This is a genomic window from Pseudomonas arabinosi (genome assembly GCF_047758675.1).
Classification (GTDB): domain Bacteria; phylum Pseudomonadota; class Gammaproteobacteria; order Pseudomonadales; family Pseudomonadaceae; genus Aquipseudomonas; species Aquipseudomonas arabinosi.
Genome location: NZ_CP180480.1, coordinates 4,591,562 through 4,613,352 on the forward strand (window position 1 = coordinate 4,591,562; position 21,791 = coordinate 4,613,352).

Sequence of the window (21,791 nt, forward strand, 5' to 3'; positions counted from 1 at the left end):
TACCTCCTTCGGCCCGGGTCAGATCCAGGCATTGACAAGGGGCGGCAGGGAAACCCCTAGCCCGGCGTTGAACAGCCAGTAAATCGGCAGGGTCAAGGCAATGCCGATAGCGAGGTCCTTCACTGGACGACGACTGCCAAAGCCCCGTGCCGAACAGGCAAACAGCAGCCCGGCGGCCAATACGAAGCCGATGAGGTTAATCAGCACGGCCACCCCCACCAGTCCCGCCGTCACCCAGGCTGCGCCGGATTTGCCGCCGGGCAGCGCTCGGGCAGCTTCGTCGCTGTGGTCTGCCAACTCGCGAAAACCGCCGGTGACGGCCTGGTAACACAGCAACAGACCGACAACGCCCAGGAACACCGCGACGGCATACGGATAGACGTGGGCTCCCAGGATGACGAAGCCCATCTCGGGAGGAAACCGGAACGCGCCCACCGCCAACACGGCGCTGATGGCAATCACTCCGGCGCCGATCGCCAGTTGCACCGGCACGATTGCGCGAGGCTGAGTCATTTCGAAACCAGCCCGACCTCGACCAGCATTGCACGCAGCCGCACATGCTCTTCGTCGACGAATTTGCCGAACTCATCGCCGGTCAGGACGTTGGGTGACCATTTGTTGGTGTCGATATTGTCTTTCCAGACTTTGCTATTGGTGGCGGCAACGACGGCGTCGATCACTTCTTTGCGCTGCTCGGGCGTGAGGTTCGCGGCACCGTAAACACCCCGCCAATTGCCGATGGTCACGTCGTAGCCTTTCTCTTTCAGGGTCGGTGCATCGATGCCCTCAATGCGTTCGGGCGCGCCGATGGCGAGTACTCGGAACTGGCCGTTCCTGATGTATTGGCCAAGCTCGGCATAACCACCGGTGATCACCTTGATCTGCCCGCCCAATGCTTGAGCAACGACTTCACCCCCACCCGCGAAGGCGACGTAATTCACCTTGTTGACCGGGACACCCATTTTCGCGGCCAACTCGGCAATGCCGATGTGATCGATCGACCCCTTGGAACCACCGCCCCAGGAAATACTGGTCGGCTTGTCTTTGAAGACTTTCAGCAAGTCCTCCAGGGTTTTGAATTCGGACTCCTTGCGGACGGCAATCACGTTGTATTCGGTGAACAGCCGGGCAATCGGCGTTACGTCCTTCAAGGTGATTTGCGGTTTGTTCTGTTCAATGGCAGTGACCATGATCGCACCGACAACCAGCAGCGCATTCGGATCGCCCTTGGTGCTGTTGGCGAACTGCGCCAGCCCCAACGTCCCCCCTGCTCCGCCCTTGTTCTCGAAGGTGGTGGATTTGGCCGTGTTGGCCTCGATTAAAGCCTTGCCCAGAACCCTGGCGGTCTGGTCATAGCCGCCACCCACAGAACCCGGGGCCATGAACTTGACGGTGTCCAGTGCAAAGGCCGGTGTCGCGAGTGCAGCTGCGGTAACGGCTGTTGCGATGCAGCGGCTGAATCGACGGAACAAAGCGGACATAAGTTGTCTCCCGATTGCATTGTTTTTATAGGTGCCGGGTGAACGTCGATCAGGGTGAAAAATCCTGTTCAATGAACATTGGCCTGCGAATAAGCGTAGGCCATGGTTAGGGAGACAGCATTTAACCAATTCGCTATCGTCACTCGCCTATGAACCGGACAAGCAAGCTATTGATATTCAAACATCTACTTCTTCAGAAACATTTGCTCGGCGCAGCGTTGAAAAATGTCGGGCTATTCTAAAAACCCTCTGTGGTGAAAACGCGTCAGGACTCACGTTGATCAATGATCTGCAACAGGAGACTTGTCATGAAAGGCATGCTCGGCAGCATTGGATTGTCACTGTTACTGGCTGCAACGGCGGCGTTCGCGCATCACGGCTGGAGTGAATACGATTCCAGCAACCCCCTGCAGTTGAACGGCACGATAGAAGAATCCGGTTACTCCCATCCACACGGCTTCGTGCGCCTCAAAACCCAAGACAAAACCTGGAACGTCGTCCTGGCACCGCCCTCGCGCATGGAGAACCGCGGCCTTTCCCGGGACATGCTGAGTGTGGGGAACACGGCCAGCGTGGTCGGCTATCAGAATCGCAACAAACCCGATGAAATGCGTGCCGAACGCATCACGGTCGACGGCAAAACCACAGAGTTGCGGTGATGCAGGCCATCGATACCAGCGCAGAATCGAGTCCGGACAGCTGGCTGGACTGGGTGGGTGACTTGCCGATTGGGGCGGCCATGCGCGGTGACCTGTGGCTGTATCCGATGGTCGAGGTGGTTCACATCATTGGATTTGTGGTGCTGGTCGGCTCTGTCGTGATGTTCGATCTGCGGGTGCTCGGGCTGTCGAAAGAGATTGCGGTGACGGCCCTGGCTCGCCACCTCCTGACCTGGTCCATCCTGGCCCTGCTGCTGATCGTGCCCGCCGGGCTGATGATGTTTTCAGCCCATCCCCATGACTTCGCCTCGAATGACATCTTCATCTTGAAGCTATGCCTGATCGCTACTGCCGGGCTCAACGCTGCTCTTTTCCACGTCGGGGTATACCGCTCGGTCCCTCAGTGGAACACGGGCACTGCGGCGCCTGGAATCGCAAAAATCCAGGCGCTGCTTTCGATTGGGTTATGGGTCAGTGTCATTCTCTGCGGTCGGCTGTTGGCGTACACCTGATCATCAGGTGTTGGTTTTCAACTTGGTCCACAGGCGAGTAGTCAACCGTGCGATGGCCGCGGGAAGTTCCTCTACGGTAAACAACTTATCCAGCACACGTGTCGGCGGGTAAATCGCGAGATCCTGCTTCACGGTCGGAACAACATACTGATCCGCCGCCAGGTTGGGGTTGGCGTAATGAATGCTGTTGCTGATGTTGGCAATGACCTGAGGTGTCAGCAGGTAGTTCATGTAGGCGTAGCCATTCTTCGCGTGTGGCGCACTCTTTGGCATGACCACCATGTCGAACCACAGGGTGGAACCTTCGTCAGGGATCGAATAGGCGATGTCGATGCCGTTGTTGGCTTCCTTGGCGCTGGCGGCCGCCTGCACGATGTCGCCATTGAAACCGATCACCGCGCAGACATTGCCGTTCGCCAGGTCGCTGATGTATTTGGAGGCGTGGAAATACTGCACGTAAGGTCTGATCTTGAGCAGCGCCTGCTCGGCTTTCTTGTAATCCGCCGGCTCGTGGCTATGCGGTGGCAGCCCCAGGTAATTCAGGGTGATCGGCAGGATCTGCGTAGGGTTATCGATAATCGCCACGCCGCACTGGCTCAGCTTCTTGATGTTGTCTTCATCAAAAAAAAGTTTCCAGGAATGGGTGACATCGGTGTTGCCGAAGATCGCCTTGATCTTCTCGACGTTGTAGCCAATACCCGCCGTGCCCCACATGTACGGATAACCGTATTGATTGCCTGGGTCATTGACCTCGAGTTTTTTCATCAACGCCGGGTCAAGGTTTTTCCAATTGGGCAGCTGGCTTTTGTCGAGTTTCTGCACCGCACCGGCTTTGATCAATCGGGACAGAAAATGGTTCGAAGGGCTCACCACGTCATAGCCGGTATTGCCCGTCATCAACTTGGATTCCAGCACCTCGTTGCTGTCGTGAATGTCGTACGTTGCCTTGATCCCTGTTTCCTTGGTGAATGAGGTCAAGGTGTCGTCAGCGATGTAGCCGTTCCAGTTTGAAATATTGACGACTTCGTCAGCGTAAGTGGCTGCCGACAACGTCGCCAGCACGACCATCAGGGAAATGTTATTGACGCGCATGTTCAATCACCGAGTGTTTGATGAGTTTTTATTGTTTGATCGCCGGGTGTTCTAGATTTCTGTTTTGGCCCTGACCGCTTCCACGCGCATTCGAAGCATGGCACCGATATCGAGCAAGGGGCGCGGTGGCAGCCAGCCCGGCTGAGCCCTGCGCATCACAGATTCGAGGATGGGCGAGCTGGCACCCGATGCCAGTTCGGCGAGCAAGCGTCCCCAAAGAGTGCCGCGTGCGACGCCCGAACCATTGCAGCCGGCCACCGCAAACACGCCTTCATCGACCTTGGAAAAATACGGTTGCCCGGTGCGTGAGGCGCTCAAGTGCCCGGTCCAGGTGTATTGAATGTCCTGCTCGCTCAAGAACGGGAAGCGTCGTTGCAAGCCGAGCACATGGTGTTTGCGACGATGCAGCAGCTCACTGTCGGATAAATCCCGAGAACGGTATTCCGCGGTGTTGCGGATCATCACGCGACGGTCCGGAGTCAATCGCACCGTGGCGCCCAAGGGCCGGGTGGACAGCACGCCCCAAGGCTCAACCGCGCCGATGGACTTGAACTCGGCGTCGCTGAGCGGCCGTGTCAGGCTGGCGCTGAGTTCCATCGGGAACGTTCCGCTGTCGTCTATTCCAGAGCGCGGAATGAACGCGTTCAGGCACACCAGGACTTGCCTGGCCTCGATGCTTCCATCGGTGCCATTGGCGCGAATACACCCTTTGCCCAAACGCTCCAGGCCGGTGATATCGGTGTCCTCAAACAGGGTCACGTTGGCCGGTAGCGTATCCAGCAGGCCCTTAACATATTTCGCGGGTTGCAGCAGTGCGTTGCCATTGCCGCACCAGATCGCAGCCCGGTAATGCGCGGTGCCCAGTTTTTTGCTCAGCGGTTCACCTTCCAGAAAATGCGCAAAGGCGCCGACCGCGCGCAGCGTTGCCAGTTTGGCCGCGACATCGGTCAACTTGCCAGGATCGTTGACGGCGAAATAGTAGCCCGACTCCCTGAACTCACACTCGATGCCGAGACGAGCAATGCGCTGGCGCACTTCGTCACTGGCGGCACGGGAAATCGAGGTATCGACTTCAAAACCGGCGAACCCCGGGTTACCGATCAGCTCATCCTTGGCCGGATGTTCGTGCCCCACCACGAAGCCCGAATTGCGCGCCGACGCGCCCTGTGCGGCACGTTGTCTGTCGACAATCACGATCCGTGCCTGAGGGTGCATTTCAGCGAGTGTGTGAGCGGCGCACAGCCCGGTGATACCGGCACCGACAATCAGCCAATCGGCTTTTTGCGTGCCTTTGAGAACATCGCGAGCGGGAGAGCTCCCCGCCAGCGCAATCCAGCCACATTCATTGGTCATGCATCACCTCGTCTGCCTGTCGTTCTGCCAGCACCGAGCATGACGTCATCGCATGGGTATGTCCGGCTGGCGCTGGCTAGAGCTAGAATCTATAAGGCCTGTAGTGATACAACCAACGTTATAAAATCATCGAGCTATTCAAAAAACGCATGGATAAAATTCACCACGTTCCTTCTCTCCAGGCCTTGCAGGCGCTGGTCGAGGTCGCAGGCTCGGGCAGCTTCACGCAAGCGGCGCAAAAGCTGTGTCTGACCCAAAGCGCAGTGAGCCGAAAAATCCAGCAGTTGGAGAGCCACTTCGACTTGCCGATGTTCGTGAGGAATAGCCGCAGTGTTCGACTGACACCGGAAGGCGAGCAGGTGCTTGCGACCGCCCGAAGTATCCTGACGCAACTGAAAACCCTTGAAGATCGGCTGACACCGCAAAAACGACCCTTCCGCATACGCATGCATGTGTCGCTGGCGGTTCGATGGTTGCTGCCAAAGTTGAGTGAGTTCTATCGAAGTCATCCGCAGGTTTCGCTGTCGATCGAAACCGTGGCCACGGAAGTGGTGGAACCGGCCATCGACAGCGACGCCTACATCCTCTATCTGCCCGAACCGTCCCGCGATCCTGACTGCCTGACGTTGTTCGAGGAGGCGCTGGTGCCGGTGTGCGCCCCAGGCCTGGGCAGCACCTCCCAGCCCTTGGAGTCGGTGGCCGATCTCGTGCGTTTCCCGCTGTTGCATCGCTCGGCGGACAAGCATGACTGGTTCCGGTGGCTGCAAGCCAATGGCGGCCAGTCACTCGAGGACTACCGCCACATCCCCTTCAACCTCGACGAGTTGGCGCTCGATGCGGCGGCGCGAGGGCTGGGGGTCGCCATGACTGACCTGACCCTGGCAGGCGAATCACTCGAACGCGGCGTGCTCGTCGTTCCGTTCGGCCACCCCTTGAAGACCCGCGGCATTTACGCCTTGAACCTGCAACCTTCCGCCGCTGCTCATCCAGCCTGTTCGCTGATCATGCAGTGGTTCACCCAACAGGCCGAACAGCCGGCAGGCGACATTTGACCACCGGGGATTGACCACTATGTTCCGCGCCCCAGCCCTTCTGTCGCATTGGCAAAAGCGGCGCTCGCCTCTTGAACCAGCCTGCGCCATTCAGCGCTGTTGATGAGTCCTGTTCGCTCCATCTCATCGGCAGCCTTGAGCAACGCGTCATATTGCTCTTCGGCATCCATCCGGATTTCGGGCACTTTCAGGAGCTGATACCAGGCCGCCAGGGCTTCGCTCTTTTGATCATCACTCATGCTCAAACTCCCAAAGACAGTCTTCGTTTTGAAGTTTTTTCATGGGTGGCGTTCCTCGGTCCCGACATACGGCAGGCAGGCATAAAGACAGGCGCGCCGTGCATTACAAACTTGTCATTGAGTTGTCAGCGTAGCCAGCACCCTCGCTTCATACAGTGGCGTCGTCAGTCACCCACCGCGGGTGACACACCTCCCACTGATGATGACAAGGGTCGACACCATGAAACCACTGAGCAAACTCTGCCTGATCGCCGCCAGCCTGTTGATGCTGGGCACCGGTTCCGCCATGGCCAGCAACATCGCGCCGGTCAAGGCCAACAACGTCGTGCTGGTGCACGGTTCCTGGGCCGATGGCTCGAGCTGGTCGGACGTGATCACCCGGTTGCAGGCCGCCGGCTTGCACGTCACGGCGGTGCAAAACCCGTTGACCTCGGTCGCCGACGACGTTGCCGCCACCCAACGGGTGCTCGATCAACAAGACGGCCCGACCGTGCTGGTCGGCCACTCCTACGCCGGCACCGTGATCAGTGAAGCCGGGGTCAATCCGAAGGTCAGCTCGCTGGTTTACGTTGCAGCCCGGGCACCGGACGCGGGCGAGGACTTCGTCGCGCTGTCGGCCAAGTACCCGACCATGCCCGTGCGCGCCGGCACCGAGGAACACGATGGTTTCATCAGCCTGAAGCAAGACGCCTTCCTCAAGTACTTCGCCAGTGACGTGCCCCACGACAAGGCGATGGAACTGTTTGCCGTCCAGCAACCGATCGCCAAAACCCTGTTCACCGACCGCACCACCGCTGCCGCCTGGCACACCAAACCGTCCTGGTACGCGGTCTCCAGCCTCGATCAAACCATCAACCCGGACCTGGAACGCTTCCTCGCCAAACGCATGAACGCGACCACCATCGAGCTGCCGTCAAGCCACCTGTCTTTGGTCTCGCATTCCAAAGAAATCGCTGACCTGATCCTCGAAGCCGCCGGTCGCTAACCGTAACGTCGGCGCCGTTTCATTACAGAATTGTCATTCAACTGTGGGTCGGCTGTGCGGATCGCCTGGTTAATCTGAATTCACTGCCAGGCAACCCGTCGGCAGCCAATCCGCCTCTGAATAGAGGGAATCATCATGAAAATGTCAGTCCTCGGTTTTGCTGCTCTCCTCGCCACCGGTTCGGCGTTTGCCGATACCCAGACCGCCGAACCTGTCATCCACGACAAGACCGGTTTCTTCGTCCACCTGGATATCGCCAAAGACCTGTCCAGCAACATCATCACGCAAGATTGCGGCATCGTTCCCGCGCAGCTGATTTACCTCGACCATCAGGGTCGCAAGCACGTGCTGGATTACCAGGTACAGGGCATGGATTGCCTTGGTGGTAACTGATCAGACGCCTGTACTCACAGAGGATCGGGCTACACTGGCGCCACTGGCAGACCTCTGTAGCCCGCCGCCGCGACATATATGTTGCTGACACCGAACCAGGCAGATCCCATGAACATCCTCGTAGTCGAAGACGAACCCAAGGCCGGTAACTACCTGCTCAATGGCCTGCAGGAACTCGGCTACTCCGTCAGCCTGGCCCGCGATGGCGTCGATGGCTTGCACCTGGCCCTGGAGCACGATTACGACGTCATTGTGCTGGACGTCATGATGCCGAAAATGGATGGCTGGGAAGTCCTGCGCCGCTTGCGCAAGGAAGCCGACACCCCGGTGCTGTTTCTCACGGCCCGCGATGACATCGCCGACCGCATCAAGGGCCTGGAACTGGGCGCCGACGATTACCTGATCAAACCGTTTTCCTTCGCCGAACTGGTGGCGCGCCTGCGCACCCTGACCCGGCGCGGACCCACCCGGGAAGAAGAACAGCTGCAAGTCGCCGACCTGCAAATCGACGTGCTCAAACGCCGCATCACCCGTGCCGGCGTGCGGATCACCCTGACCAACAAGGAGTTCGCCCTGCTGCATCTGTTCGCCACGCACCAAGGCCAGGTTCTGTCGCGCTCGATGATCGCTTCGCGAGTCTGGGACATGAATTTCGACAGTGACACCAACGTCGTGGATGTCGCGGTGCGGCGCCTGCGGCTGAAAATCGACGACCCGTTCCAACTCAAGTTGATTCACAGCGTGCGCGGTATCGGCTACCGCTTCGATACGCAACCATGACTTCCCGCCTTCGCCACTCATTAACGCTGCGCCTGGCCCTGATGTTTGCCTTGCTCGCCTTTGTCTCGCTGACCCTGCTGGGTGTGGCGTTGTACCGAGACCTTGAGCGCGAACTGATCCGTCGCGACGACGCCGCCCTGGTCAACCGCATCGATCAACTGCGCACCTTCCTCAACGACAGCAACACCCTGGACCTGATCAAGACCAAACCGGCGCTGTTCCAGAACATGCTCGGCAATCGCGAGGCGCTGCTGACCATCGGCGCCCCCGGACAAAAACCGTTGCTGGTGGTCAACCCGGGAAACCTCGCCGTGCCGTCGCTGGCACCGGTGGCCATGGACCATCCGTTGGCGCTGGCCGACGTGCAGCATTACCCGAGTGTGGACGGCGTGCCCTTCGCGGCGCTGGCGGCGACCATCGACTCCGGCGACCTGGGCAGCCTGCAAGTGGTCACCGGGCGCCTGATGACCGAGCGCACCGCGGTCCTCGCCCGCTACCGACTCAACGTGTACCTCTTCGCCAGCGTGGCGGCGATTCTACTGGCGCTGTCCGGCTACCTGCTGGTGCATCGCGGGCTCTTGCCCGTGCGACGCCTGGCCCGACACGCCCAAGGCATCGGCGTCGGCAACCTCACCGAGCGCCTCGACAGTCAGGGCGCACCGCGGGAACTGCTGCCGATGATCGAAGCGTTCAACGCGATGCTCGACCGCCTCGGCAAGGGCTTCGTACAACTGGGTCAGGTGTCGACCGACATGGCCCACGAACTGCGCACGCCGATCAACAACCTGCTCGGCGAAACCCAGGTCGCCCTGCAGCAAAACCGCAGCATCGAAGCCTATCAGCAACTGCTCGCCTCCAACGTCGAAGAGCTGGAGCGACTGGCGCGGATGCTCGACAACATGCTGTTTCTGGCCCGCACCGACCCGGCCAGTGCTTTGCGCCAACGGCAGGAACTGGATGCTGCAGAAGAAATGGAACGCATGGCCGACTATTTCGAAGGGCTGGCGGCGGATGTCGGGATCAGCATTGATGCCCAGGGCAGCGGAGTGATCTGGGCCGAACCGATGTTGCTACGCCGCGCCCTGGCCAACCTTTGCGCCAACGCGATCAAATACGGCGCGCCTGACTCCGAGCTGTTCATCCGCGCCACACCTGCGGCCGACGGCACCCGACTGCAAGTGCGCAACCACGGCCAGACCATCCCCGCCGAACACTTGCCCAGACTGTTCGAGCGCTTCTACCGCGTCGACGAATCCCGCGAACGCTCGGCGCACTCCAACGGCCTGGGCCTGTCGATCGTGGCGACGATCATGCAGCTGCACAATGGGGCTTACAGTGTCAGCAGTAGCGACGGCATTACCTGCTTCGAGTTGTTTTTTCCGGCGCGGCAACAGGACGAATAAGGTCCCGGCACCCACTGAGCGCGATTCAGGTACAGCCACAATTGTGGCGAGGGGGCGCACTTCGGGTTTTTACCTCTTTCGCGCTTTCGATCTGCTCAAGTGGATCTAATATCTACTTCAATTGAAATGGCAAAAAACACCAGCGCCCTTGAGCAATTTCGGCATAGGCCAAATAACGTTGCCGACTCTAGACTCGCCCCCAATAAAAATACTGAAACGCAATCGAATCCAGGGGAACCCGCATGAACCCATCCGACATTTTTGTTATCAGCGCCGTCCGCTCCGCCATCGGCACCTTTGGCGGCTCGCTCAAAGATGTGCCACCTATCCAACTGGCCACTGACGTTTGCCGCGCCGCCATTGAGCGTTCGGGGCTGGCGCCTGAACACATCGGTCACGTGGTGATGGGTCATGTGATCCCGACGGAAGCCCGTGACGCCTACATCTCTCGTGCCGTGGCAATGAATGCCGGCCTGCCGAAAGAGACGCCCGCTTTCAACGTCAACCGCCTCTGCGGTTCTGGTTTGCAGGCCATTGTCAGCGCAGCACAAAGTTTGATGTTGGGGGATGCCGGCGCTGCGCTGGCGGGTGGCGTCGAGTCCATGAGCCGCGGGGCCTATATCTTGCCGCAGGCGCGCTGGGGCGCACGCATGGGTGATATGCAAGCGATCGACTACGTGCTCGGCGCTCTGCAAGACCCGTTTGGCGGTTTCCACATGGGCATTACTGCGGAAAACATCGCCGAGCGCTATGGCATCACTCGTCAGGCTCAGGATGAGTTGGCGCTGCTCAGTCAGCAACGCGCAGTCCGGGCGATTGCTGAAGGGCGATTCACCGACCAGATCGTGCCGATCGAAGTGGCGTCCCGCAAAGGTACCGTGACGTTTGCGACGGACGAGCATGTCCGCGCCGAAGTCAATGCCGAGCAATTGGCCAAGATGAAACCGGCCTTCAAAAAAGACGGCAGCGTCACCGCCGGCAACGCGTCGGGCCTCAATGACGGTGCCGGTGCACTGATCATGGCCACGGGTCAGATGGTTCTCGACCAAGGCCTCAAGCCCATCGCCCGACTGGTCGGTTATGCCCACGCCGGTGTGGAACCAGAGCTGATGGGGTTGGGACCGATTCCCGCCACCCGCTTGGTCCTCAAACGCGCCGGCCTGACCGTCGCCGACCTGGATGTCATCGAGTCCAACGAAGCATTCGCGGCCCAGGCGTGTGCCGTGGCGCAGGAACTGGGCTTCGACCCGGAAAAGGTCAACCCGAACGGTTCGGGGATTTCTCTGGGCCACCCGGTGGGTGCGACCGGTGCGATTATCGCCACCAAAGCCATTCACGAACTGCACCGTGTTCAGGGCCGTTATGCCCTGGCAACCATGTGCATCGGCGGCGGCCAAGGCATCGCCGTGTTGTTCGAACGCGTCTGATCGGCCCAAACGAAGACGGCGCCCATTACGGGCGCCGTCTCGTTTTACCGCGATGGAATCTGTGCGCAATGCACTCCGACTTCAGCTCGGTGTAAGCCTCGATCACTGCGCGACCAAACTCGCGCCCCCTACCCGATTGCCGACCCGGCACGACCTTGCTGCAGACACCGCGGACGGCCCCGCTGTCGGCCGGTCGGTATCCCGATGGACTTCATTATTTCAAGCCCGGAGGTTCTACTAAACTACTCACAACTACGCAGATTCAGTGAATGATTTCACAGTGCTGCTAAAGTGATAGCACGCGTCGCCACATGCTCCCAAAGCCTGCATTTTCGAAGGTGGGTGGCTAATCACGGTGACGCCAACGCTCTCAAGCGAGGGCAGCATGAACTGAATCGCGTCATCATCGAGCGCGAGGGGCAGCAGACATGAGGTCTAAATATGATATTTGAGCCCAACAGTACCCGTTCCGTGCTCCAGCGAAGAAGCAGTACCAGTATCGTTATTCAGGCTGGTCTCGATTGTGTTGCGGTGACCGGTGTTGCATGGTTTTTGATCAATTATCATATCGGCTTCATAACGCAGTCCTATGTCATCCTGCTCCTGTTGCTGCTGGGGGCTTTGGCCGTCGTGTACGACCACTATGCGATTTACCGCAGCAATGTTGTTTTTACCGTCAAAGCCTTCAAGCTTTTGAAAGCGTGGACTGCCACGTTTGGCTTTCTCGTTGCCATGGCCTTTCTTACCAAGCAAAGCGAACAATACTCGCGTTTATTGGTCGGGCAGTTATTTGTCGTTGGATATTTTGCTCAGTTGCTTTTGCACCTCGCGACACGCGAGATGCAAAAGAAGTTTTTGGCCCACCCGACTCAATTGGAAAACTCGCTCATCATTGGCTCGGGCGAACTGGCCAGCTATCTTCACAAGAAAATCAGCAATAATCCCTGGCTGGGTGAGCGCATAGTCGGCTGTGTGTTGATTGGCGCGGACGATGATCGGGGAAAGGAAAGTCTGGAAGGCGCGCAACGTCTGTCGATACTGGGCGATATCTCCGACCTTGATGAGCTAGTTGTTAAACACGCCATTCGTACCGTCTATTTCGTGACCCCTCTGGGTGGCTCAGAGGTCATCCAGGATGTTTATTTAAGGCTGTTCGATAAACACATCTCTGTTAACTGGGTGCCTGACATTTTCTCGTTGCGCCTGATCAACCACAGTGTTCGTGAAATCGCCGGCATTCCCGTGCTGACCTTGTCTGAAACTCCGCTGATGGGGATGCGTCTGTTTCTGAAGAACCTTGAGGACAAAGTCCTGGCCTTTCTGATTTTGGTTCTTGCAGCGCCAGTCCTGGTAGCCGTCGCCATTGCCATCAAGCTCGATAGCCCTGGCCCCATATTCTTTCGTCAGCAGCGTATGGGGTGGAGTGGAGAAGCTTTTCGGATCTGGAAATTCAGAAGCATGGTCGTCCATCAGCCGGAAGACGGCATCGTCAAGCAGGCGCAAAAGAATGACCCGCGCATGACCAGGGTTGGCGCCTTTATTCGGCGGACCAGCCTCGATGAGTTACCGCAGTTGTTCAACGTGTTGATGGGGGAAATGTCTCTGGTGGGGCCTCGCCCGCACGCTATTCAACACGATGTGCAGTACTCGCCCGATGTCTCGGGCTACTTTGCGCGTCACAACATTAAACCGGGCATCACAGGACTGGCTCAGGTACGCGGCTATCGTGGTGAAACGAAGGATATAGATCAGATGATTCGGCGTGTTGACTCGGACATCGAGTACATCAACAACTGGTCGCTATGGCTCGATTTCGTCATTCTTGTTCGAACGGTGTTTGCCTTCTCCGGCAAGCATGCCTACTAGCCAGTCCTGAGTGTCTGGACGATCTCAAGGCCTGTTTAGCGCTACGACACTTTCCAGGACCGGCGGTGACTTCAGATGAGCGTAGCGACTGCGCAAGGTGTCGAGAAGCGCTTCTCCCGGCTCCCTGGAACAATGGAGGTATATTTTGAAAAGGCCGCCAAAACCCATTTCGCGATATCGATTAGCGACTTCCTCGTCACTCGGACCTTCCGGCAACCCAAGATGAAGTGTCAACTGCTTGCCTTCGACAGCAAACAGAGGCGTCTCCCAAAGAAATTGCGCTGCGCCCACCTTGGGCAGTCGAACAAACAAATAGCCGTGATTGCCCAGCGTATCAACATCACCACCACGCCTTCTCTTCCACTCAAGAAGTCCATCGTCCGGGCGTGCCAGGCAAGTGCCGATATCGTAATAGTCAAAACCATTTTCTATCGCCCATTCAAGCGCCATGAACGTGGTAATCGAGTTGATTTCACGTAACTTCTTGGCATCTGAAAATACAACATCGGGATAGCCGAAACGGATCGTGCTCCAGTAGCGTTTTCCTGCCCGGGTAATGACGCACCCAAGATGGCATGCAACAATTTCATCCTCCAGTAATACCAGATCGAGTCGCCCGGCATTTTTTGCCACCCTTTGAACCTCATGCGATTCAATTTGAGAGGCGGATGCTCCATGCCTTGCTCTGGCATAGGGCTTAAGCATTTCCCGATCTGCGATTTCAATTTCGTCATCGTTCAAGGCCTGTTTCATACGATAGCGCAGCCGGTTTTTGCGCAGATTTCGACGTAACTCGGTATTGTATCGGGCCGTAATATCCTCAATTGACCTGCTCAGCGGAACGACAGCACTCAAATATTGAGGCACATACAATGCACCCAAGGTCGGCATTTCACTGACCCACACCGTCCGGTCTGACGTGGCCAACTTCAACTGACTATCAACCGCTTGAGATTCAGCGCCCAGTAGAACCTTCACAAAATCCCGCTGTGTTTTCCTGCCCACATAGAGAATGTCGTGAAGGCTGTCTTCCCGCAGTCTGAACCTGACAATTTCCCAACGCCAAAAACAGGCTCGTCCAAGAATATCCCGCAGCCAGGCAGCCGTTTTCCTTAGCTCAAATCGCATCGAAGGCGATATGAACTTGCGTATCGACTCTGCTATGTATTTTTTCATTTGGTTATTAGCACAATTCAAGGAAGGGGTATTTGGGTTTACAAACCATCTACTTTGAACACGTCACCTTGCCTTTATCCCTGTAGATCAATGTGCGCAACAGGAACATCGGATTACCCACCACATAACGTCTGAATAATCGCTTTGGCTCACCTATCAGCCTGAACACCCACTCACAACCGAGTCGACGCACCCATTGAGGAGCACGAGTCACCTTGCCGCCGAGAAAATCCAGAATCGCCCCTCCGCACACGACCAGACAGGGCACGCCGCTGTCCGCTAACCTGGCAGCAACGGCTTCTTGCTTGGGCATGCCCATACCCAACACAACCAGTTCCGGCTGAAACTGCCGGGCAAGGTTTATGTAAGTATCCACCGGCGCGAAACCATGGTGAGCAGAGACTACATTGGCCGCAAATAGCGCTTCGCTACGCTGCACCGCGTTGGCTAAAAAGGGCTCTTCAGTACCCCAGAAAGCCACGCGCCGACCCTTGAACGCGTCCAGCAACTTGGGAATGAAATCGGTGCCATTCATGTTTAGCCCCGGCTCCAGGCCGAGTCGACGAAACAGGATGGCCATGCCGGAGCCGTCCCGTAATAACACGTCAGCAGCCAGCAGCGCGTTAAAGTAGTCGGTATTGGCCGCCACCAGATTCATGGCATGGGCATTGGCGAACCCGAGCACTGTCGTCACGTCAGGTCTGGATAACGCATCAATCAAGGCTTGCTCGTCATCAACATCGCTGACCACCCTGAGTTTCCGGGTAATCGTTTGCCAGCTGTGCTGCCAGGATAAAGCCCGCATTAGCTGTCATCTCGCTTCGAACGCACCCATTCAACCTGGCGCTTAAGCAAAAATCCGAGATACAGAGGGATTTTCTTCAGCGCGTAGAACGGCGCATACAACAAGCCTGAAAAAGAAATAATTCCGCGACCAAATTGGCTCCATGCCAGCAAGATAGCCACACCCAATATTGCCACCCCGGAAGTAGCGATCAATGCTGGCGCCAAGGCTCCGGACAGCATAAATACCAACCATGACAGACCAAATGCCGCCGCCAAGGCCAACGTCAACAAGGCCAATGGAGGGACCATCAAATCCAGCGTCATCGCCAGCAGACTCCCGTTACGCTGGCCAATCGACTCCACCAGCAACTTTGGCGTATCCCCGAGAATCACCCCTAAATGACCATGCTCCCAGCGCGTACGCTGGGTCGTTAAGCCTTCATCGCTGCGCGGAAAGTAACTGGTTACCAGAGCATTGGGGCAGAACACAGGCGGCTTGCCGCTTCGGCATAAATCCAGGCCCATCTTCAAATCTTCAACGATGTGGCCACTGGCCAAATTGATCAACGTCAGATCCCGCCAGACGAAAGCCATTCCCGTGCCCATTAACTGACAGGGTAAACCAAGCCGGGTCCAACCCTGCGGCCGTACCCGATTCTTCACACACCAGGCAAACTCGGCAAGCCGCACTTTCAGCCCGGAACCTGCTGGAGCAAGCATTAAATTAAGGGCTTGCGCTGGCCGCCCTGAGTCGATGCAGCAGATTGCCAAACGCTCAATAGAACCCTCGGCCACCTGGCAATCCGCATCGATAACAATCATGACGTCCGGCGCATCGCTCGCCAAATGACGCACCCCGCAGTCCAGCGCATAACCCTTGCCACGCTGCTGATCATTGCTGCGCTCCACCACCTCGGCGCCCGCCGTGCGGGCCAGCGCGGCCGTGTCGTCAGAACAGTTGTCCGCCACCACCAATAGGCGATCACCCAAAAGCAACTGCGGCCGAATGCTATTTAATGTCGCGAAGATGATCGAGGATTCATTGTGTGCCGGTATCAACACCGCCACCCGCGGTCGCGATCCTTGCACCGACAAGCGCGACCGTGCAGGCAGACAGGCCATCAGTACTTGCACAAACAGCACCAACACCGGCAGAAGGATGAGTATCAGCAGGGAGCTGAACAGCCAACCAAGTAATGTGATCATGCTTGCGCCCTAAACAAATTAGCCAACTTGGCCGCTTCGGTATCGATGTCGTGTCGCTCCAGCACTCGCTGATAAGCCGCCTCGCCCATCCGCTGCAACACCTCGACAGGTTGCGCGAGGCAGTCCGCCAACGCCGCCACCAACTCATCCACCGCTCCAGCGGGAAACAACCAACCGTTCTCACCCTGTCGCACTAACTCGGGAATGCCCGCCACATAGCTCGTCAGTACGGGTCGGCGTAACGCCATGGCTTCCATGATGACCACCGGCAATCCCTCGGCGAAGCTCGGCAACACCAAGGCCCGCGCCGCCAGAATTTCCGCCCGCACCTGTTCGCTGCTGATCCAGCCGGTAATTCGCACCCGCGCCTGCAAGCCATGTCGTGCAATCAGGGTTTCGATTTCCGCGCGCATTTCTCCATCGCCGGCCAGTACTATTTCGAACTCCACACCTTGAGCAGCCAGGATGCGGGCGGCTTCAAGCAACAACAGCTGACCCTTCTGCTCACACAAACGACCTACACACACCAACCGCGGCGTGGATGGCACGGCAACGGCCGGCACATTGTGAAACGCCCGCTCCAGCCCACAGTGCACCACCTTTACCCTTGGCCAGTGCGCATGAGCCACCCAGCGAAACAGCTGGCTGCGCCCATAAGAACTGATAGCAGCGACAAAGGCAGCGCGCCGAACTTTCTCACCCAAATGAATAAACTGCGGTTTGTCGAACTCTTCCGGCCCGTGCACGGTAAAACTGTACGCCGGCCCACCGAGGGCATTCGCCAGCATCACCACCTCGGTTGAGTTGGTGCCAAAATGCGCATGCACATGCTCGGCACCGAACACCTGCAACCACAACAGCACGCGACACGCCTCGGACAAATAAACCAAATGATAGGGCCAGGGGCGATCGGCACGCCGGCCCATTCGTAGCGCCAGCCACAGTGCCGAAAAAAAACGTCGCGGCTGGGCGCGCAACACTTGAAGCACAGGCACTAACAGCTCTTTGACTCCGCCCTGCAGCACATACTGGGTTTTATCGCGTTCGGACACGTCCTCGGCATCCACCAATTCGGCATCCCAGCCACGCAGGGCAATGCGCTGCACCACAAAACCCTGTCGTTCCAACGCCAAAATCTCGCGACGAATGAAGCTATGGCTGACTTTGGGGTATTGATTGATGAAATAAGCGATACGCATAGGAACCAGACTTAGTTGTCGTTGCGGTGGATTATTACTGCAAGTAATCCCACAGTAGTACAGGTCTCAGGAACGTCAACTAGCCACACGGCTGCTGCTATAACTGCCTATCAACACGCTGTCTATCTTTTTAAACGTGTCATCCAGCAACTCATAGCGCCTGCGGTACATGGCACGTTTTTTCGAAGCAATACTGTCGAGCGGTTTCCTGGACAGCATCATCGGAATCTCAAAAAAATCTTCGCGCTCTGATGGAGTCGCTCCATGCTCTAACCAGATCACATCATAATTTGCCGCCAGTTCCAGAGCTTTGTGGGCGCCAAAATACGGATGACGATGGTGGCGATACCCATCCCCTACCGCATAAATCTTTTCAACACCTATATTAATGGCAATGTATTTAATAACTTCGATCAGAAAGCTTCTTGGCCGAAGGCCTTCAAAGTCTTTTGTCAGGTCCCTGTAGATACTCAACGACAGTTCACTCTCGACGCCTTTGTGTATCCCTTGAACGGCGCCGATAAAAATACATAACTCAGTGTCCGTGCGACACAAGGTGAAGGCTATTGATGCGATGCGCAGATCCCCCTGAAACAAGTTCAGTACCAACTCCCCTTCACGCATAAACCAGAAGGGACGATCCAGCACCAGGGAACAGCCAGCCGCAAACTCCGACAAATCACTCAGCAGCAAGCTGTCACTTCGCCCCAACAGCAATAGCTGCGGACAGCTTTTGGTAACCACTTCGTAATGCGAAGCCAACACACTAAGTTTGTTCTTTGGGCTCCAGCTTTTACTGATGTATGGCCAATGAACAACGCCTACACAATCCCCACCTAATTTCTCAACACCGGACTTGCCCAGGGCGTTCGACATACGCCCGCAAAACAACTTTAGCTCGGTCCAGTTTTTTGCAACCAGCACCAACATTTTAAATTTATTATTCAATGCCCTTAAGGAATACCCGGCGTGTAAAAAAAACACGCTCTTTAATATCACCCAATTATTCATATCAGTCTCACTTGTATTCGATCAACGCCGTCTTGCCGGCGCCGAATCTGTTCAGTAGAAACTTGACTTGCCCGAGCATCTCGGGAAATTTCCCCAGCACGAGAAAGAAAGCCCGCAGCCAGTTTTCGCGCGTGGATCTATCGCCCCTTCGGGCAAGGCGCACGACTTGCAATGGATAGACCAGCAGCACAAGCAGCCCAAACCATCCCAACACCCAACTCGCAATAACAGTCGCCAGCGGGACACCCAATCCCCAGAACCAGGCACGGCGCGACTCACGCAACCAATGTTGCTCCGGTGCGGCCCCATGTAAAAATGCACCCTCGGCAAAGGCATAACCACCGCGCAGGGTACGTTGCCACCATTGCCCGAACCGGATCATGGTTGCATCGTGCAAGGTCATTTCCTCGCCCAGACGCCAGATCTTCCAACCATTCCCACGCAGACGTACGCACAATTCAGGCTCTTCCCCGGCAATAAGGCCAGGTCGAAACCCGGACGCTTCGGCGAAGGCGTCAGCCCGCATCAGCGCATCGCCACCACATGCCTTGGCCTCACCTACCGGCGTATCCCATTCGAAATCACACAGCAAGTTGTAAACCGAGTGCTGCGGAAAACGTTCACGGCGCCGTCCACAGACCACCGCGACGTCAGGATGTGTATCAAGAAAGGCTTGCGCCCGGGGCAGCCAACCGCCGACAACCTCACAATCACCGTCGACGAACTGCACATAACGCATCGCCGGCAATAAGCGTTGTATGCAGGCAAATCCTTCATTGCGCGCACGCGCAGCCGTAAAGGGAATGGTCATGTCCAACTCGACCACCTCGACCCCAAGCCTCAGTGCCATCTGCACTGACCCGTCCGTTGATCCAGAGTCGACATAAACGACCTTCTGCGCCGAACCGACGAGGGAAGTCAGACAACGCTCAAGCCGTAGGCCTTCGTTGCGACCGATAACAACGACACCCATCCCCATAGCCATGGCGCTCACTCAGCGACGCAATTGAAGTAATCCATCGGGTGGTTCATGAGAATTCCCTCGACTCTGCGTACTTCCTTTTCTTGATAGTCGCAGGCACGCCCACTGCCACCGAATCATCCGGTACATCGGTCAGCACCACAGCATTGGCACCAATCACGACATTGTTACCAATGCGGATATTGCCCAGCACCTTGGCCCCTGCCCCGATATCAACATTGTTACCCATCACCGGAGCAATCGGCTCACTCACATTCTTGAGGCCCACGACGACGCCATTGCGAATACGGCAATCATCGCCGAACTGCGCATAGCCGCTGATGATGATTCCGCCGAAATGATCGATGACGAAGTTGCGCCCGACCACCACCTCACACGGCAACTCGATACCGGTGACGATCTGCACCAGTTTGAAGAGCACTTTGTATATAAAGGAGAACAACTTGCGTAACAGTGCCGGTCGCACACCGTAACGCCAGCGCCCAAAGCGATAAACCACCATCACCCAAAATCCCTGAGCCCCCCAATCTCCGGCGTATGCACGTAAATCCGCACGTATGTTTTCGAACATAACTGGCTCTACCGTGTTGGTTGGCTAGCGAATTTGGTATCACGCAGCAACGCCCAGGTCACACGAGTATGCTGCCAACACGCCCCTAAAGCGGCCCGACCGCGGCCTTTCACTAGCGCCTTGAGCGCGACAATCAGATCACCCAGACTCACCAGTAGCATATGTGAGGCCAAACCAGGTAGACCGTGGTGCTTGCGGAAGTACAAAAGCTCACTTTCAATTTGTAACGTGGGTAACTGACGATTACCCGCAGTGAGTTTGTCAACAGACTTGGCACTTTCACCGCCGATATGCACCACCGTGGTATGCGGGTAGTAAACGACCTTCCAGCCTGCCTGTTTAACGCGTTTGCAGTGATCTATCTCCTCGAAGTAAAGGAAGTAGCGCGGATCGAACAAGCCAACCTGGTCGATGACTTCACGGCGGATCAGGTAATAGCACCCGGGCACCCAGTCGCACTCACGCACCGAAGCATGATCCCAGGCCATGTCGTCGACTCTTTTCACCACAGGGAAAAAGCGTTCAAGCCCTGTATGCGAAAGGAAGACATTCAACGGCGTTGGAAAATAGCGACAGGAGGGCTGTAAATCACCCTCTCGTCCAACCAACCGAACGCCGAGGACACCGCAATCCGGATGAGTCTCCATGTAGTCGAGCGTCTTGCTCAGCGTATCCGCAGCCACAAAGGCATCGGTATTGAGGAGCAACGCATATTTGCCCTGCAAGTGTTCAACCAATTGATTATTGGCACGCCCAAAGCCAACATTATTTTCATTGGCGAGTTGCAATGCCTCTGGACAAATAGTTGCCAGGCACTCCAACGAATTATCGACAGAGGCATTATCCACCACCAAATAGCGCGTGCGATCCACGCTATTTGACTGGCGTAACGCATTAAACATCGGTTGCAACAACTCCGCTGTATTGTAATTAACTACCAACACGTCAAGGGGAGCACTAACCATTGGGTTGCGCGCCAAAAAAGTATTCCGCTCTCATTTTTATAAGCATCGGCTCAAATGCCGGGTCGTATACACCATTGCGCTGCCTGATAAGGTCCATCCACGGATAATCGGCGGCACGCTCTTCGACTTTAGCCAACACCTCTTCCAGCGTACAAATAACCTTGGCTGGATTACCCGCAACCACCACCCCAGGCGGGACATCTTTTACGACTACAGAACCGGCTGCGACAATCGAATTAGGGCCAACAGTCACACGCGGCAAGATCATGGCGCCATAGCCGATAAAACAATTATCAAGAATGTCGACAGGACCGACAGAATCAAGTTTTCTATCAAAGACCACCTCGAGCATGCCGACTACTCCATCGTGGCCGAACAGCGTGCAACACGATAAACCTACATTATTTCCGAGTCGTACTAGTGAAGGGTCAGGTATGTTGGCAGCAGGATTGATCCATACGCCTTTACCGATGGAGTGCAGTCCCCCCCACCGAACCATATGTTTAGCCCATTCATAGCCGTCCGGTTTACAGAATTTTTTATAGAGCGGGGTCCCATACCCCGTTGTTTTTGCAATATAAGCAATCGTACGTTTTAGTAGACCAATCATCCTGTCAGCCTCAATAATTTAGCGATAGACACTTGTGCCAAGG

The 21,791-nt window shown here is 56.7% G+C and carries 23 protein-coding genes; 9 read left to right on the forward strand and 14 right to left on the reverse strand.

Annotated features, from left to right (window positions below; all coding sequences use genetic code 11):
- Positions 1-18: 18 nt before the first annotated feature.
- Positions 19-513 carry a tripartite tricarboxylate transporter TctB family protein gene (locus tag ACMXYJ_RS21355; protein ID WP_415756789.1) on the reverse strand — a complete coding sequence of 165 codons (495 nt, stop codon included), beginning with the start codon at positions 511-513 and terminating at the stop codon, positions 19-21.
- A complete protein-coding gene (locus ACMXYJ_RS21360) occupies positions 510-1,481 on the reverse strand; it encodes a tripartite tricarboxylate transporter substrate binding protein (protein WP_403137872.1) in 972 nt (323 codons plus the stop codon). Before ACMXYJ_RS21360 ends, ACMXYJ_RS21355 begins: the two co-directional genes overlap by 4 nt.
- A gap of 308 nt (positions 1,482-1,789) precedes the next feature.
- On the opposite strand from ACMXYJ_RS21360, the gene ACMXYJ_RS21365 reads away from it, so the two are divergent.
- Both ACMXYJ_RS21365 and ACMXYJ_RS21370 read left to right on the forward strand, forming a co-directional pair.
- Positions 1,790-2,140: a DUF6152 family protein gene (locus ACMXYJ_RS21365; protein WP_415756790.1), complete on the forward strand. Its 351-nt coding sequence runs from the start codon at positions 1,790-1,792 to the stop codon at positions 2,138-2,140.
- Positions 2,140-2,652, forward strand: coding sequence for a DUF6644 family protein (locus tag ACMXYJ_RS21370; protein WP_415760777.1), 513 nt, complete (start codon positions 2,140-2,142; stop codon positions 2,650-2,652). The genes ACMXYJ_RS21365 and ACMXYJ_RS21370 overlap by 1 nt, the downstream gene beginning before the upstream one ends.
- 3 nt (positions 2,653-2,655) lie before the next feature.
- On the opposite strand, the gene ACMXYJ_RS21375 is transcribed toward ACMXYJ_RS21370, so the two are convergent.
- Together ACMXYJ_RS21375 and ACMXYJ_RS21380 are read right to left on the reverse strand one after the other, a co-directional pair.
- Positions 2,656-3,744 carry a polyamine ABC transporter substrate-binding protein gene (locus tag ACMXYJ_RS21375; protein WP_415756791.1) on the reverse strand — a complete coding sequence of 363 codons (1,089 nt, stop codon included), beginning with the start codon at positions 3,742-3,744 and terminating at the stop codon, positions 2,656-2,658.
- Positions 3,745-3,795: 51 nt separating this feature from the next.
- Complete coding sequence (locus ACMXYJ_RS21380; RefSeq protein WP_415756792.1) at positions 3,796-5,097, reverse strand: NAD(P)/FAD-dependent oxidoreductase; 1,302 nt, start codon at positions 5,095-5,097, stop codon at positions 3,796-3,798.
- Between the two features lie 149 nt (positions 5,098-5,246).
- Here ACMXYJ_RS21380 and ACMXYJ_RS21385 point away from each other — a divergent pair, with 149 nt between their 5' ends.
- A complete protein-coding gene (locus ACMXYJ_RS21385; RefSeq protein WP_415756793.1) occupies positions 5,247-6,149 on the forward strand; it encodes a LysR substrate-binding domain-containing protein in 903 nt (300 codons plus the stop codon).
- A 17-nt stretch (positions 6,150-6,166) separates the two neighbouring features.
- On the opposite strand, the gene ACMXYJ_RS21390 is transcribed toward ACMXYJ_RS21385, so the two are convergent.
- The gene (locus tag ACMXYJ_RS21390; RefSeq protein WP_056743460.1) at positions 6,167-6,388 is read right to left on the reverse strand and encodes a hypothetical protein; all 222 of its coding nucleotides are present in this window, start codon (positions 6,386-6,388) and stop codon (positions 6,167-6,169) included.
- Positions 6,389-6,608: 220 nt separating this feature from the next.
- Here ACMXYJ_RS21390 and ACMXYJ_RS21395 point away from each other — a divergent pair, with 220 nt between their 5' ends.
- From ACMXYJ_RS21395 to ACMXYJ_RS21420, 6 genes are all read left to right on the forward strand, one after another.
- On the forward strand, positions 6,609-7,373 hold the full coding sequence (locus ACMXYJ_RS21395; protein WP_415756794.1) for an alpha/beta hydrolase: 765 nt from the start codon (positions 6,609-6,611) through the stop codon (positions 7,371-7,373).
- 135 nt (positions 7,374-7,508) lie between these two features.
- Positions 7,509-7,766, forward strand: coding sequence for a DUF2790 domain-containing protein (locus tag ACMXYJ_RS21400; protein WP_415756795.1), 258 nt, complete (start codon positions 7,509-7,511; stop codon positions 7,764-7,766).
- Positions 7,767-7,874: 108 nt separating this feature from the next.
- Complete coding sequence (locus tag ACMXYJ_RS21405) at positions 7,875-8,546, forward strand: heavy metal response regulator transcription factor (protein ID WP_415756796.1); 672 nt, start codon at positions 7,875-7,877, stop codon at positions 8,544-8,546.
- The gene (locus ACMXYJ_RS21410) at positions 8,543-9,949 is read left to right on the forward strand and encodes a heavy metal sensor histidine kinase (RefSeq protein ID WP_415756797.1); all 1,407 of its coding nucleotides are present in this window, start codon (positions 8,543-8,545) and stop codon (positions 9,947-9,949) included. Before ACMXYJ_RS21405 ends, ACMXYJ_RS21410 begins: the two co-directional genes overlap by 4 nt.
- Positions 9,950-10,191: 242 nt before the next feature.
- The gene (locus tag ACMXYJ_RS21415; protein WP_415756798.1) at positions 10,192-11,376 is read left to right on the forward strand and encodes an acetyl-CoA C-acyltransferase family protein; all 1,185 of its coding nucleotides are present in this window, start codon (positions 10,192-10,194) and stop codon (positions 11,374-11,376) included.
- Between the two features lie 441 nt (positions 11,377-11,817).
- On the forward strand, positions 11,818-13,242 hold the full coding sequence (locus ACMXYJ_RS21420; protein ID WP_415756799.1) for an undecaprenyl-phosphate glucose phosphotransferase: 1,425 nt from the start codon (positions 11,818-11,820) through the stop codon (positions 13,240-13,242).
- A gap of 24 nt (positions 13,243-13,266) precedes the next feature.
- On the opposite strand, the gene ACMXYJ_RS21425 is transcribed toward ACMXYJ_RS21420, so the two are convergent.
- The 9 genes from ACMXYJ_RS21425 to ACMXYJ_RS21465 form a co-directional block, all read right to left on the reverse strand.
- Entirely contained in the window at positions 13,267-14,418 is a 1,152-nt protein-coding gene (locus ACMXYJ_RS21425; protein ID WP_415756800.1) for a hypothetical protein, read from the reverse strand.
- A gap of 49 nt (positions 14,419-14,467) precedes the next feature.
- Positions 14,468-15,223 carry a WecB/TagA/CpsF family glycosyltransferase gene (locus ACMXYJ_RS21430; protein ID WP_415756801.1) on the reverse strand — a complete coding sequence of 252 codons (756 nt, stop codon included), beginning with the start codon at positions 15,221-15,223 and terminating at the stop codon, positions 14,468-14,470.
- Positions 15,223-16,410: a glycosyltransferase family 2 protein gene (locus tag ACMXYJ_RS21435; RefSeq protein WP_415756802.1), complete on the reverse strand. Its 1,188-nt coding sequence runs from the start codon at positions 16,408-16,410 to the stop codon at positions 15,223-15,225. Before ACMXYJ_RS21435 ends, ACMXYJ_RS21430 begins: the two co-directional genes overlap by 1 nt.
- The gene (locus ACMXYJ_RS21440; protein ID WP_415756803.1) at positions 16,407-17,609 is read right to left on the reverse strand and encodes a glycosyltransferase; all 1,203 of its coding nucleotides are present in this window, start codon (positions 17,607-17,609) and stop codon (positions 16,407-16,409) included. The genes ACMXYJ_RS21435 and ACMXYJ_RS21440 overlap by 4 nt, the downstream gene beginning before the upstream one ends.
- 75 nt (positions 17,610-17,684) lie before the next feature.
- Complete coding sequence (locus ACMXYJ_RS21445) at positions 17,685-18,620, reverse strand: DUF535 family protein (protein WP_415756804.1); 936 nt, start codon at positions 18,618-18,620, stop codon at positions 17,685-17,687.
- 7 nt (positions 18,621-18,627) lie between these two features.
- Positions 18,628-19,605 (reverse strand): glycosyltransferase, encoded by a 978-nt coding sequence (locus ACMXYJ_RS21450; protein WP_415756805.1) that lies wholly within the window; start codon positions 19,603-19,605, stop codon positions 18,628-18,630.
- Positions 19,606-19,648: 43 nt separating this feature from the next.
- Positions 19,649-20,173, reverse strand: a complete 525-nt coding sequence (locus ACMXYJ_RS21455; protein WP_415756806.1) for a serine O-acetyltransferase — start codon at positions 20,171-20,173, stop codon at positions 19,649-19,651.
- An 8-nt stretch (positions 20,174-20,181) separates the two neighbouring features.
- Positions 20,182-21,138, reverse strand: a complete 957-nt coding sequence (locus ACMXYJ_RS21460) for a glycosyltransferase family 2 protein (protein ID WP_415760778.1) — start codon at positions 21,136-21,138, stop codon at positions 20,182-20,184.
- Entirely contained in the window at positions 21,131-21,748 is a 618-nt protein-coding gene (locus tag ACMXYJ_RS21465) for an acyltransferase (RefSeq protein ID WP_415756807.1), read from the reverse strand. The genes ACMXYJ_RS21460 and ACMXYJ_RS21465 overlap by 8 nt, the downstream gene beginning before the upstream one ends.
- Positions 21,749-21,791: the final 43 nt, after the last annotated feature.